At 73.9% G+C, this 14,257-nt stretch carries 5 protein-coding genes; 3 read left to right on the forward strand and 2 right to left on the reverse strand.

Features of this window, described 5'->3' with window-relative positions; translation table 11 throughout:
* Positions 1 to 74 precede the first annotated feature (74 nt).
* Positions 75 to 1,031, reverse strand: coding sequence for a lysylphosphatidylglycerol synthase domain-containing protein (locus J7E87_RS03840; protein ID WP_215089861.1), 957 nt, complete (start codon positions 1,029 to 1,031; stop codon positions 75 to 77).
* Between the two features lie 208 nt (positions 1,032 to 1,239).
* Positions 1,240 to 1,509 (reverse strand): LysR family transcriptional regulator, encoded by a 270-nt coding sequence (locus J7E87_RS03845; protein WP_215089863.1) that lies wholly within the window; start codon positions 1,507 to 1,509, stop codon positions 1,240 to 1,242.
* A gap of 353 nt (positions 1,510 to 1,862) precedes the next feature.
* On the opposite strand from J7E87_RS03845, the gene J7E87_RS03850 reads away from it, so the two are divergent.
* Genes J7E87_RS03850 through J7E87_RS03860 form a run of 3 tightly spaced genes read left to right on the forward strand, consistent with a single transcriptional unit; the run spans position 1,863 to position 14,248 of the window.
* Positions 1,863 to 8,945 (forward strand): type I polyketide synthase, encoded by a 7,083-nt coding sequence (locus tag J7E87_RS03850; RefSeq protein ID WP_215089865.1) that lies wholly within the window; start codon positions 1,863 to 1,865, stop codon positions 8,943 to 8,945.
* Positions 8,938 to 13,878, forward strand: a complete 4,941-nt coding sequence (locus J7E87_RS03855; RefSeq protein ID WP_215089867.1) for a type I polyketide synthase — start codon at positions 8,938 to 8,940, stop codon at positions 13,876 to 13,878. The genes J7E87_RS03850 and J7E87_RS03855 overlap by 8 nt, the downstream gene beginning before the upstream one ends.
* Positions 13,868 to 14,248, forward strand: coding sequence for a phosphopantetheine-binding protein (locus J7E87_RS03860; RefSeq protein WP_251016927.1), 381 nt, complete (start codon positions 13,868 to 13,870; stop codon positions 14,246 to 14,248). Before J7E87_RS03855 ends, J7E87_RS03860 begins: the two co-directional genes overlap by 11 nt.
* Positions 14,249 to 14,257 lie beyond the last annotated feature (9 nt).

Genomic DNA, 14,257 nt, shown 5'->3' on the forward strand with positions numbered 1-14,257 from the left:
TCAGGGGACGGCGTGGACGAGTTGTGAATGCGCTTTGGCGCACTCATGAACCCGATCGTGGCGGTGGGCCGGTCTCAGATCACCTTCGAGCGGACCAGGACACCGAGCACCAAGGCGCCGGGAACCAGCGGCAGCCACACCGTGATGATGCGGTAGCCGAGGACCACGGAAGTGGCCATGGCGATCGAAACCCCGGTGGTGACCAGGGCGATGACGAGGGCCGCGTCCACCGAGCCGATGCCGCCGGGGGTCGGTACGGCAGAGGCCAGGGTGCTCCCGGCAAGGTAGGCGATCCCGATGTGGACCATCGGCACCGACACCTCCAGTGCCATCGCCACGGCGACCAGTACCGCGGCCTGAATCGTGGGATAGGCCAGCGCACCGCCCCACAGGGCCAGCACTCTCGTGGGCCTGCTGTGCACCGAGCGCGCGTCGCTCAGCGCGGTGTCGGCGAACGCGCGGATGGCTCTGCGCAGCCGCCGTGCCGTACCGAGTGCCACCGCCACCACGCACACCGGGCATCCCACAACGAGCAGCAGCAGCGGGCCTGCCGCGTCCGGCATGAGGCTGTCCAGTCGCAGCGCGTTCGGAGAGACGGCGAGCAGCGCGAGCAGCAGAGCGATGCGCCCTGTGCTCGCCGCGAGCATGTGCAGGGCCAGAGCGGCGGAGCACCGCGACAGCGGGAGCCCGCGGCGCTGGAGAAAACGCAGATTGACCGCGCCCGCGCCGAGGCCCGCCGGGAGGAGGTGGTTGGCGGCTCCCGCGGCGAACTGCGTCACGAAGAGCCGTACGGCGGGGAGCGGTTCGACGGTCGCTCCCTGCCGGGTGAAGGAGACTGCGACCCAGCCGAGCACGGTGAGTGTGGCCGCCACCAGCAGCCAGCGCTGGTTGGCCGAGAGGAGTTCGCTGCCGCCGGCCGTGATGAGAGGCCAGTGCCGGGCTGCCCAGAGGGCGACGGCGGCGATCGGCATCAGGCAGGCGATCTGCCTCAGTGGCAGCCCCCGAAGGGGGTTTGCGTGGGGGGTGGACATGGCCTCGGTTGGTCTCCGCTCCCTCACACACCGCCAGGACGTACGCGCGTCACCAGGCTGCCCAGGGTGTGCGACGTGCGGGTGCCGTACGGCCGACCGGCGGGGGACGCGCCGATTGCCGGGAGACGGCGCCGTCACCTGGCCTGTGGAACCGGACGCCGTCCCCGCGATCTGAAGGAGGCCGGTAACACCATGTCCCGGTACCGGATCAGCGAGCCACGCCCGGTCCGATGTTCTCGATCGCCGCCACCGCGTCGAGGACTGTGCGAGCCAGGCGTACGACACGGGCGCCCTCGGGGGTGAGGGTCGCCCCGCGGCCCCTGCGGTCCAGGAGTTCTACGCCCACTTCGCGTTCCAGGGCCTGGATGGAGCGGGAGAGGGCGGGCTGGGCGACATAGACGGAGCTCGCCGCGGCTGTGATGGAGCGGCAGTCCGCGACGGCGACGAGGTAGCGCAGCTGTTGCAGTGTGGGGGTCATGGGCGGACGTTAGCCGCCGCGCAGTGTGGGGTGTAAGAGGCGCAGTGCTAACAACTGACTGACCCCGCATGGAAGTTGAGATCCAGTCAGATCGCCTTCCATGCCGCTGCGGTATGGAAGGCGGATGTGCGTTGACAGTGCGCGAGCCTCGCCGCAGGATGCAACGCGGCACGACACGTTACCCGCCGGTCACTTCTCGCCGAGTGTCCGGATACGTCCTCTGCCTGCCGCGATCCGACCTTCGCACGGCCGTGAACCACCGCTCCCCGTGAACCACCGCTCCCCGTGAACCAAAGCTCCTTCGCTCCTTCGCCCGGCCCTGCTGGGAGCCCCCCACCCAAGGAGAGCCCGTGATGTCTGAGCCCGCCCGGCAAGCAGGCCGCGGCCTCGTCGTCGTGGTCAGCCCGTTCGAGGAGCCCAACGCCCCAATGGTCGCGGCCGCCGGACGAGCAGGCGCACTGGGCCTGCTCGACCTCGGAAGGGATCGCGACCGGGCCCTGACCGCGATGGCCGGGCTGAGAGACCGGTACGGAGTCCGCGTACCGGCCGGATGCCTGCTGACCCCGGACGAACTGCCCGCCGCCGTGGACACCGTGCTGCTCACCGAGCCCTGGTGGCGGGCCGGCACAGAGGACTGGGCGGCCGGCGGCAGGCGCCAGGTATGGGCCGAGGTCACCAGCCCCGCCGAGGCCGTGGCCGCCGTCGCCGCGGGCGCGGTCGGCCTGGTCGCCAAGGGACATGAGGCCGGCGGCCGGGTCGGCGAACTGACCACTTTCGTGCTGCTGCAACGGCTGCTCGCCGACCCCGAGTTGACCGTCCCGGTCCTGGCGGCAGGAGGCATCGGTCCGCACACGGCGGCCGCGGCCGTCACGGGTGGAGCAGCCGGCGTCGTACTCGACACGCAGCTGGCGCTGACCACCGAAGGCTCGGCCCAGCTTCCCGCCGCCGTCGAGGCCGCGATCCGGGCCATGGACGGCAGCGAAACCACCGTCGTCGCGGGCCACCGTGTGTACACCCGCCCCGACCTCGCACTGCCGCAGGGGGACATCGCCGAACTCCTCGGCGCCCGCGGCCTGCACACACAGCCCCTGCCCATCGGACAGGACGGGCCGGTCGCCGCCCGGCTTGCCGCGCGCCACCGCACCACCGGCTCCGTCGTACAGGCCGTCAGGGCGGCCATCACCGACCACCTCGAAGCGGCCGCACGAGCGCGCCCCCTTCAGCCGCGCCCCGGCGAACGCCACCTGCCCGTGGTCCAGGGGCCCATGACCCGCGTCAGCGACCGGCCCGCCTTCGCCTCCGCCGTCGCCGAAGCGGGCGGGCTGCCCTTTCTCGCGCTGGCCGTGATGGACGGCAAGGACGTGCGCGCACTGCTCGGCGAAACCGCCGACCGCCTGGCCGGCCGGGACTGGGGCGTCGGGCTGCTCGGCTTCGCCCCCGACGAACTGCGCCGCGAACAGCTCGCCGCCGTCGCCGGGATACGGCCGCCGTACGCGATCATCGCCGGCGGCCGGCCCGCCCAGGCCGCACCCCTCGAAGCCGCCGGGACCCGCACCTATCTGCATGTGCCGTCCCCGGGACTGCTGGAGCAGTTTCTCGCCGAGGGAGCGCGCAGGTTCGTCTTCGAAGGGCTCGAATGCGGCGGACACATCGGCCCCCGCGCCGCCTTCCCGCTCTGGGAGGAGCAGATCGAGCGGCTGCTCGCCTGCCCGTACGCCGCCGAACTCGACGTGCTCTTCGCCGGTGGCATCCACGACGAGCGATCCGCGGCGATGGCGATGGCCGCCGCCGGTCCGCTGGCCGAGCGCGGGGCCCGGACCGGCGTACTCATGGGCACTGCCTATCTGTTCACCGAGGAGGCCGTCGCCGCCGGAGCCGTGCTCCCCGGCTTCCAACGCACGGCGATCGAATGCGAGGCCACCTCGCTGCTGCGCACCGCCCCCGGTCACGCGACACGCTGCGCGGCGACGCCGTACGCCGATGCCTTCACCGCCACCGCGCAGCGGCTTCGGCAGGAGGGCGCGAAAGGGCACGAAGTCTGGGAGGAACTGGAGAAACTCAACCTGGGGCGGCTGCGGATCGCCAGCAAAGGCCTGCGCCGCACCGGCGCGGGCCTCGCCCCGGTGGAGGAGGAGGAGCAGCGCCGCGAGGGCCTCTACATGCTCGGTCAGATCGCCACCGCCCGCACCGCCACCACCACGGTCGCGGCCCTTCATACCCAGGTGACCGAGGGAGCGACGGCCCTGCTCGCCGAGCGGGCGCGGCAGCTGAGGGGCCTGTCGGCGAAGGACGTCCGGCACGACGATGCCCCGCTCGACATCGCCGTCGTCGGCATGGCCTGCCGCTACCCCGGAGCGGATGACCTCGCCGGGTACTGGTCGAACATCGTCGCCGGGACCGACTCGGTCACCGAAGTGCCCGCCGGCCGTTGGGACACCGCCGCCTATCACGACCCCGACCCGGCACGGGCCGGGGAGCGGACGCCGTCGCGGTGGGGCGGCTTCCTGTCTCCCGCGCCGTTCGACGCGCTCGCCCACGGCATCGCCCCTGCCTCGCTCGGCAGCATCGAACCGGTGCAGCTGCTCGCTCTCGACATCGCCGCCCGCGCCCTTGCCGACGCGGGTTACGCGGGGGAGCGGCACTTCGACCGTTCCCGCACCTCAGTCGTCTTCGGCGCCGAGGCGGGCACCGATCTCGCCGGTGCCTACGGCTTCCGCGCCCTGCACCCCGGCTACCTCGGTGAGTTGCCGTCCGAGCTGGACGCCCAGCTGCCCCGGCTGACCGAGGACTCCTTCCCGGGCGTCCTCGCCAACGTCATAGCCGGGCGGGTCGCCAATCGCCTCGACCTAGGCGGCGCCAACTGCACTATCGACGCCGCCTGTGCGTCCTCGCTCGCCGCCCTCGACCTCGCTTGCAGGCAACTGCGCGACCGGGACAGCGACTTGGTGCTGTGCGGCGGCGCAGATGTGCACAACGGCATCAACGACTACCTGATGTTCGCCTCCGTACGCGCCCTGTCGCCCACTGGCCGGTGCCGCCCCTTCGACGCCGCCGCCGACGGCATCGCCCTCGGCGAGGGCGTCGCCTGCCTCGTACTCAAGCGACTGGCAGACGCCGAACGCGACGGCGACCGCATCTACGCCGTCGTCAAGGCCGTCGGGGCCTCCAGCGACGGACGCTCCCTCGGCCTCACCGCGCCCCGCCCCGAAGGGCAGCGTCGCGCACTGCAACGCGCCTACCGGCGGGCCGGAGTCGCGCCCGCCGAGATCGGACTGGTGGAGGCACACGGCACGGGCACCGTCGTTGGCGACAGCACCGAACTGGCCGTCCTCACCGAGGTGTTCGCCGGTGGAGAGACGGGCTCCTGCTCGCTCGGCTCGGTCAAGTCGCAGCTCGGCCATACGAAATGCGCGGCGGGCCTGGCCGGGCTCGTCAAGGCGGTCCGGGCCGTGCACTCCGGCGTACGGCCGCCGACCCTCAACCTGACCAGCCCCAACCCCGACTGGCAGCCGGACACCAGCCCCTTCTGCTTCGACACCGAGGCCAGGCCGTGGGCCACGCCCGCCGGGCGGCGGCTCGCCGCGGTCAGCGCCTTCGGCTTCGGCGGCACCAACTACCACGCGGTCCTCGCCGGGTACGGGGATGCGCCCGAGCCCGCACACGGGCTGGAGGCATGGCCCGCCGAGCTGTTCTGCTTCCGTGGCGCCGACCGCGTGGCCGCACTCCGTGCGATCGAGCGGCTCGTCGCCCGACTGGAACAGAACGACGCGGCGGGACGCCCATGGCCGCTGCGCGACCTCGCCGCCGAGACCTCGGCCGGTGAGGGCGAGATACACGTCGCGGTCGTCGCAGGCGACCTCGACGACCTTGCCGAAAAGCTGGACCGGGCCCGCAAGTCGGGCGCGGCACCCGGCGACGGTGTGTATGTGCGCGACGAAAGGAATCCTGGCCGGGTCGCCTTCCTCTATCCCGGGCAGGGCAGTCAACGGCCGGGCATGCTCGGCGACCTCTTCATCGCCTTCCCGCGCCTGCGGACACTGCTGCACGACGCGGATCCGCGCCGGGCGGCGACCATGTTCCCGCCCGCAGCCTTCACACCCGGGGAGCGAGCCGCCCAGCGCGCGGCCGTCACCGACACCCGGGTCGCCCAGCCCGCCCTCGGGCTCACCGGCGCCGCCGCGCACGTCCTGCTCACGTCGCTCGGCGTACGCCCCGACTGCACGGCAGGCCACTCCTACGGCGAACTGGTCGCCCTGTGGGCCGCCGGGGCCTACGACACCGCGACCCTCCTCCGGCTCAGCGACCGCAGAGCCGACGCGATCCTCGCCGCCGCCGGTGACGACCCCGGAGCGATGGCCGCGGTGCCCTCGGCGCCGCAGGATCTGCCGGAACTGCCGCCCGGATGCGTCGTCGCCAACCACAACGCGCCGGCGCAGAGCGTCATCTCGGGTCCGACCCACGCGGTCGAGGCCGCGATCGGGGCGCTGCGCGACGCCGGCATCGCCGCCGAACGCATCCCGGTCGCCTGCGCCTTCCACAGCGGCGTCGTCGCGGGCGCCACCGACGCGCTGGCCGCGGAACTGGCCGGTTCGGCCGTCAACGCGCCCACGGTCCCGGTCTGGTCGAACACCACGGCAGGTACCTACCCCGCGGACCCCGTGGCCGTACGGGAGTTGCTCTCCCGCCAGCTCGCCGAACCCGTGCGCTTCGCCGAGCAGATCGAGGCCATGTACGCCTCCGGGGTACGGACCTTCGTGGAGGCCGGCCCGGGCCGGGTGCTCACCGGGCTCGTCGGCCGCATCCTGGGCGACCGGCCGCACACCGCTGTCCCACTCGACGTCCCGGGCGAACACGGGCTGACCCGCCTGACCACCACGCTGGCCGAACTCGCCGCGGCGGGCGTCCCGTTCGACCCGGAGCCGCTGTTCAAGGGCCGTACCGCTGCACTGCCCGCCCAGCCGCCGCGGCGCGCCGGCTGGCTGGTGGACGGCCACCTCGTCCGGACGGCGGACGGCGAACCTGTGGCGGGCGGACTGCGCCCGGCCCGGCGAGTGGCGGCGGCCCCTGCCCCGGCGGCCGCGGACCGGCGGGAGGACGCCGTACTGGAGTACCTGCGGGGAGCTCGGGAGCTGGTCGCCGCGCAACGCGATGTGCTGTTGGGTTACTTGGGGGCGGACAGAGCGCCGACGCCGGTGGCCGCGCGGCCCGTGCGGGAGCCCGACACGCCACGGGCCCCGGCCCCGCGACAGTTACCCGACGAGGCCGGCGGCCGGCCGCTGACTCGCCAGCAACTCATGGACGCCGTACTGGAGATCGTCCACATCCGCACCGGCTACCCGAGGGAGATGCTCGACCCCGGCCTTGATCTGGAAGCCGATCTCTCGGTGGACTCGATCAAACGGGTCGAGATCATCGGGGCGCTGGCGGACCGGATCGGACTGCCGCGCGGAGGGGACGGTCCTGCGGAATCGGCTGTCGAGGAACTCTCCCGGCTGAAGTCCATCGGAGGCATCGTCGACTGGATCGTGTCGCGCGGCGGCGCCGCGGAGCCGGACCCGGCCATGGGCCGGGCCGCGGACGAGGCGACGGGCCGGGCCGTGGAGCCCTTCGCGGCGGGGTCGGGCACGGACCCGGCCGCCGCCCCCGGCGGGCGTGTGCCGAGCCCAGCGCCCGGAGCCGTACGCACCGGCGCGGCCGTCGGCGCGCCCGGCGGAACGAGGGAGTCGGCCCCGGCCCCGGGCAAGGGCCGGCCGGCGGAGAGCTTCGACACGGAGTTGGGCACGCGCGCGGCCGAGGGCGCGAACGGGGGGAGCACGGAGCGGGTCCCGGCGGGCATGGATCAGGCCGCGGAGACCCTCGCCCCGGACCCGGCGGGCATGCGCCCCGGCCCGGCCGCCGGCGAGCAACCGACGAGCCCCGCGCCCCAACGGGCCCGCCCCGCCCGGCTCGTGGTCGAGGTCGCGGCTGTCGGGCCCCCCGACACCCGGGACCCCGCCGATGTGCTGCCCGGGCTGCGGTTCGCCGTCGTCGACGACGGCCTGGGCGTCGCCCTCGCCCTCGCCGCCGCGCTGGAGTCCCACGGCGCCGAGGTGCGCACTCTCCACCCGGACCGCCTGGCGGACGCCGCCGGGGCCGACGGCGTCGTGGACCTCAGCGCGCTGCGCCCCGCCCCGGCCCCCGTGCTTCCGGAGACCTTCGGCGCATTGCGCGCGACCTTGACGGCCGGGACCCGCCGGCTGCTGCTCGTCACCGGATGCGGCGGAGCGTTCGGCCGTACCGCGCCGTCGCACGAATCGCCGGGCCCGGCCGACCCGATCCCCGGCGCGGGGCTGTACGGCTTCGCCCGTACGGCGGCGATCGAACACCCCGGCACGGCCGTACGCGCCGTGGACATCGATCCCAAGGACCGCCCCGAGCGGATCGCCGCCCATCTGATCGCCGAACTGTGCGCCCCCGATGAGCCGGTGGTCATCGGCTACACCAACGGCACCCGCAACACCCTGCGCACCGTCCCCACCGCCGTCCCGACCTCCATTCCCGACGCCGCGCCACCGCTTCCGATCGGCCGCGACGCGGTGGTGCTGCTCACCGGCGGGGCCCGCGGCATCACCGCCCGTACGGCCATCGCCCTCGCCGGAGCGACCGGCTGCCACATCGAACTCATCGGCCGCACCCCACCTCCCGACGACGCCGAGGACCCGGCTGTCGCCCACGCCCACGACCGGGTCGCCCTGCGTGCGGCGCTCGTCCGGCAAGGTCTGCGCACGCCCGCGGAGATCGAGGCTGCCGCGACCCGCGTCCTTGCCGCGCGCGAGATCCGCACCACCCTCGCCGTACTCAACTCCGCCGCCGCCTCGGTGCGTTATCACGCGGCGGACGTCACCGACGCCGATGCCGTACGTGCTGTCGTCCAGGACATACGTACGCGCCACGGCCGGCTCGACGGCATCGTGCACGGCGCCGGAACCATCGAGGACAAGTTGTTGCGCGACAAGGATCCGGCGTCCTTCGCGCGGGTGTTCACTACCAAGGTCGACGGCGCCCGCCACCTCGCCGACGCCGCCGCGGACCACGGTGCCGGCCCCGCCCCCGCCTTCCTCATCCTCTTCGGCAGCGTCTCGGGCGTCCTCGGCAACCGCGGGCAGGCCGACTACGCGGCCGCCAACGACGCCCTGGACACCCTCGCGACCACCCCCGCCTGGTCGCGCCGCTTCCCCGGCCGGGTCCTCGCCGTCGACTGGGGCCCGTGGGCGGCCGAGGCAGGCGGCATGGTCACCCCCGAGCTGGAACGGATGTACGCGAGCCGCGGCATCCCGCTCCTCGATCCGGCCGCGGGCACGGCTGCGTTCCTCGCCGAGCTGGCGCACGGCACCACCGGCCAGGTCGTACTACTCGCGGAAGGGAGCCCGGCCCCGGGGGAGGGCAGCCATGGCTGATCCCGGTCGCGGGCCTCGACCGAGCGACGCCGCCATCATCGGGATGGGAGCCGTCTTTCCCGGCGCCGCCGACCTGGCCGCGTACCGGAGGAACCTCGTCGCGGGGGCGGACGCCATCAGCGACGTACCGCCCGGCCGTTGGGACCCTCAGGTCTACTACGACCCGGACGCCACCGAAGGGCCCGCCCGCAGCGATCACTTCTACTGCCGGCGCGGCGGTTTCATCGACGACCTCACCGCCTTCGAGCCGACCCGTTTCGGCATCATGCCCGCCGCCGTGGCCGGTGCGGAACCCGACCAGCTGCTCGCCCTGCGCGTCATCGCCGAGGCCGTGACCGATGCCGGAGGCGAGGAGCGGCTGCCCGCCGACCGCTCCCGGATCGGCGTCATCCTCGGCCGTGGCGGGTTCATGGGTGTCGCCACCGCCCGCCTCGACCAGCGCGTTCGCACCGCCCACCAACTGGCCGCGACCCTGCGTGAACTCGCCCCCGAACTCGGCGAAGGGCGCATAGCGGCCGTGCGCGAAGCCTTCCAGGCCGGACTCGGTCCGGAACGGCCTGAGGCGTCGATCGGACTCGTACCCAGCTTCACCGCCGCCAGGGCCGCCAACCGTCTCGACTTCCGAGGACCCGCCTACACGCTCGACGCCGCCTGTGCCTCCTCGCTGCTCGCGGTCGAGCAGGCGGCCGGTCTGCTGGCCGCCGGCAGCTGCGACCTGGTGGTCGCCGGAGCCGTGCACCACTGTCATATCGCCACGCTCTGGAGCGTCTTCACCCAGTTGCGGGCGCTCAGCCCGAGTCAGCGCATCCGCCCCTTCGACCGCCGGGCCGACGGAACGCTGCTGTCCGAAGGCACCGGCGTCGTCCTCCTCAAGCGCCTCGCCGATGCCGAACGCGACGGCGACCGCATCTACGCCGTCGTACGAGGCGTCGGAGTGGCCGGCGACGGCCGGGCCGCGAGCCTGATGAGCCCTCTGGTGGACGGTCAGGTACGCGCCCTGCACCAGGCCTGGGCGCAGGCCGGCCTCGACCCTGCGGCGCCCGGCGCGCTGGGTCTGCTGGAGGCGCACGGCACCGGGACGCCAGTCGGTGACGAGGCCGAACTCACCACCCTGGCCCGCGTCTTCGGTCCGAGTACGGCGGGCGCCGAGCCGGTCGCGATGGGCTCCGTGAAGTCGATGCTCGGTCACACCATGCAGGCCTCCGGCATGGCCGGGCTGATCAAGGCCGTGCTCGCGGTGCACGACGGGACGCTGCCCCCGACGCTCCACCTCGAAGAGCCGCATGACGGCTTCGCCAGGACCCGTATGCGCCCGGTGACGGTGGCGGAGCCCTGGGACCGCGGGAGCGCGCCGCGACGGGCGGGCGTGAACGCCTTCGGCTTCGGCGGGATCAACGCGCATGTGGTGCTGGAGGAGGCGCCGGCCTCGTACCACCGGCCGGGGCCGGGCCGACCGGCCGCGGCAGCGCGCGGCTCAGCGCCGACGGAGGATTCCGCGGTGACGCTGCTGGCCGCCGGGACGCCCGGCGAACTCGGCCGTATGGTCGAGGAGTTGAGTACTCGGGAGTGGTCCGCGCAGTTGCCCACGTCCGACGGACCCTGCCGCCTCGCCGTGCTCGGCCCCACCTCCAAGCGCCGGGCTCTGGCCGCGGCGGTCGTCGCCCGGGGACGGCCGTGGCGAGGTCGCGGCGGCGTGTGGTTCACACCGCGCCCGCTGCTCGCACACGATGATCGACCGGCCTTTCTCTTCCCCGGCCTTGAGCCCGACTTCGCGCCGCAGGTCGATGATGTCGCCGACCGCTTCGGGCTGCCGCGACCCGCCCTGACAGGCGGAGGCACGCTGGTGGAAAGGGCCGTGGACGCCATCGCCGTCGGCCGCTTCTTCGCCGGCGTACTCCCCGAACTTGGTATCCAGGCACGCCTGTTGGCAGGGCACAGCCTGGGCGAGTGGACCGCGATGGTGGTCGCCGGGATGTATCCGCAGCACGCCGTCGACACGTTTCTCGACTCGCTGCGGCCGGGCGATCTCGACGTCCCGGATCTGGTCTACGCGGCACTCGGCTGCGGGGCGGAGCAGGCCACCGACGCACTGCACGGCTTTGAACGCGTCGCGGTGAGCCACGACAACTGCCCCCACCAGTCGGTGCTTTGCGGCGAACCCCGTGCGTTGGCCGAAGCGCTGACCCGGCTGGCCGACCAGGGCGTACTCACCCAGGAGCTGCCTTTCCGCTCGGGCTTCCACACACCCATGTGGGCGCCCTACCTCGACCAAGTGCGTGCCGCGTTCGGCCGACTGCCGCTGCGGCCGGCAGCCGTGCCCGTCTGGTCGGCGACCACGGTCGCCGCGTATCCGGGTACGGAGCGGGACGTACGGGACGTGGTGCTGCGCCATCTGCTGGAGCCGGTGCGCTTCCGGGAGTTGACCACACGGTTGTACGCCGAGGGCGTGCGGGCCTTCGTGCAGATGGGCCCGGGAAGCCTGCCGGGATTCGTGTCGGACACCCTGCATGGTCGGGACCACCTCGCGGTCTCCGCGGGCGCGTCCCGAGGCGGCGACGGGCTGGACCAACTGCGCCGGCTGGCGGCGGCACTGTGGACGGAGGGGCTGAACCCCCGCTGGGACCGGCTTACGGAGCGCGCGTCAGCGGTGCGGGGGCAGGGGGTTGCGCGGCTCGATCCGGGGCGGAACGGCGGGCCGCGCGTTGAGCCGACGGCGCCCGCGTCCGCGTCGAATGGCGGGCCGCCTGCTGAGCCGGTGGTGTCCGCCCCGTCCGCGGCCTTCGGGCCGGGGTCAGTGCGGCTCGATCCCGGGTCCCCGTCTGTACGGGTGCACGGCGGGTCGGGCCCGCCCGAGTCCCCGCCCGAGTCCCCGGCCGGTCCCGGCGCGTCCGCTTCGACCGCCGAGCCGGCCGCGCCGCCCGGCGCGCCGACAGCCGAGCCGACGCCGCCTGCGCCCGCGCCCGCGTCCGCGGCCCTCGGGCCTGGGCCTGTGCGGCTCGATCCAGGCTCTCCGGCCAGTCCGGCCGCCGGGTCGGCCGCGCCCGCTGAGCCATTACCGTTCAGCCTGTCCGCCGCGCCCACTGAACCAGCGGCTTCCGGCGCCTCGGCCGTGCCCGCCGCCCCGGAGCCGGGCATCGTGCGGCTCGATCTCGGGTCTCCGCTGGTCAGTCTGGGTGGCGTCGCCTCCCCGCTCCGCCTCGCTCGCCCGTTCGGGACGCCCCGAACAGCCGCCACCGACCAACCCGTACTGCTCTCCGCCCTCGACGCCTTACTCGACGAGACGGAACACGCGGCGCGCGCCGTCGCCGAAGCCTGGCGCGGGGCACCCGCCCCGCAGCCGCCGAGGCGACCCGCCCCCAACGCCCCGGACGACAAGCCATCCGCCCACCGCACCAGGCGGCGACTCTCCCTCGAGACCATGCCGTACGTCCGTGACCACTGCGTCTATCTCCAGCCCGACAGCTGGCCCGACGCCTCGGACCGCTTCCCCGTCGTCCCCATGACCACGCTGCTGGAGCTCGCCGCGGACGCCGCGCGCCAGGCGGTGCCCGGTGGGGTGGTGACCGGTTTCTGCGACGTACGGGCGCTGCGCTGGCTCTCCGTCGCCCCGCCCGTCGACGCGGAGTTCAATGTGAGCGCCGCCCCGACCGGCGACCGGGTACGCGTGGAGATCGGCGGGTGCGCGTCCGTCACCGTCGTCCTCGCCGACTGCCACCCCGTGCGCCCCGCTGCTGATCGCTCGGCGCTGACCCGGGAGGGACTGCCTCCCGTCAGTGCGGAGGCCCTCTACCGCGACCGATGGATGTTCCACGGCCCGGAGTTCGCCGGCGTCCACGAGGTGACCGCCGTCGCCGACGACGGTATTCGCGGGGTGCTGCGCGCCCTGCCCGCCCCTGGCGCCCTGCTGGACGCCGCCGGGCAACTCCTCGGCCACTGGATGCAGTTGCGGCTGTCCGCCGACCGGCTGGTCTTTCCCGCGTCCCTGGAGCGGGTCAGCCTGTACGGGCCCGCCCCACGTGACGGCGCGCTGCTGCACGCCACCGCCCGCATCCGCGCGGTGCGGCCGGACTCCGTACACGGCGACGTGGAACTCGTCGCCGACGACGGCACCGTGTGGGCCCGCCTGGCAGGCTGGACATACCGGCGCTTCGCGGCCGACGAGCGGGTGTGGCCGATGAAGTTCACCCCGGAGATCTGCGGCATCGGCGAGCCGCAGCCCGGCGGCTGGTGTCTGGCCCGGCGCCGCTGGACCGATCCCGCCTCGCAGGAGCTGGTGATGCGGCGTTATCTGGGCGCCGCCGAGCGGATGGCGTACGAGCAGCGCCCGCCGCGTGCCCGCTCGGCCTGGCTGCTCGGGCGGATCGCCGCGAAGGACGCCGTACGCCAACTGCTGTGGGACGAAGGCGCGGGACCGCTCTTCCCCGTGGAGGTCCAGGTCGGCAATGACGCCGAGGGCCGACCGCGTGCGCAGGGCCCCTTCGCCGCCGGACTCCGGCTCTCCCTCGCGCACAAGGACCGGGTGGCGGTCGCCTACGCCCACCCCGGCCATGCCGTCGGCATCGACGTCGAGGCCGTCACCGACGATCCCGCGGCGCTCGGCCGTATCGCGCTCACCGCGGACGAGCGGCGGCTCGCCGAGGAACTCGCGGCGCGGGACGGGTGCGGCCGGGCGCAGGCGCTGACCGCGCTGTGGTGCGCCAAGGAGGCCGCCGCCAAGGCGGAAGGCACGGGCCTGGGCGGACGCCTGCGGCAATGGACTGTCACCGAGGGGCCGGCAGGGCTCAGGGTGAGTTCTCCCGCGGGCCGCGGCCACGCCGTACGCATCAGCACGGTCCACGATCTGCCCGGCCCGGACAGCGAACCCACGACGCATGTCGTCGCCTGGACCGAACCCCCCACCCACACTCCGACGGAGGCCAGCCATGGCACCTGACCCCACCGCCGAACAGATACTCGCCGACATCACCGCCATGCTCGTGGAGACCGTCGGCGACGAGTTCCTCCTCGCGGAGGAGGTCACCCTGAAGACCACATTCAACGAGGACCTGGCGCTGGAGAGCATCGAGTTCGTCGCACTCGCCGAACTGCTCCAGCAGCGGTACGGGGCGGCCGTGGACCTGATCGCGTTCCTCGCCGAGAAGGACATGGAGGAGATCCTCGCCATGACGGTCGGCGATCTCGTGTCCCATATCGCCGGCACCCCCGCTCCGGCCCCAGTCGCCCAGGTCCCGGTCGACGCCCATGTCCCGGCCGACGCCCAGGTCCCGGCGAGCCGCGCAGTCGCCTCCGCCCCGGCCGGCTGAGCGCCGGCC

The sequence above is a fragment of the Streptomyces sp. ISL-1 genome (assembly GCF_018614585.1).
In the GTDB taxonomy this organism is placed as follows: domain Bacteria; phylum Actinomycetota; class Actinomycetes; order Streptomycetales; family Streptomycetaceae; genus Streptomyces; species Streptomyces maoxianensis.

What these genes read in the sequence shown, in the direction of transcription:
- J7E87_RS03840 (WP_215089861.1), bottom strand. Translation starts at nt 1,031, where the DNA reads ATGTCCACCCCCCACGCAAACCCCCTTCGGGGGCTGCCACTGAGGCAG.
- J7E87_RS03845 (WP_215089863.1), bottom strand. Translation starts at nt 1,509, where the DNA reads ATGACCCCCACACTGCAACAGCTGCGCTACCTCGTCGCCGTCGCGGAC.
- J7E87_RS03850 (WP_215089865.1), top strand. Translation starts at nt 1,863, where the DNA reads ATGTCTGAGCCCGCCCGGCAAGCAGGCCGCGGCCTCGTCGTCGTGGTC.
- J7E87_RS03855 (WP_215089867.1), top strand. Translation starts at nt 8,938, where the DNA reads ATGGCTGATCCCGGTCGCGGGCCTCGACCGAGCGACGCCGCCATCATC.
- J7E87_RS03860 (WP_251016927.1), top strand. Translation starts at nt 13,868, where the DNA reads ATGGCACCTGACCCCACCGCCGAACAGATACTCGCCGACATCACCGCC.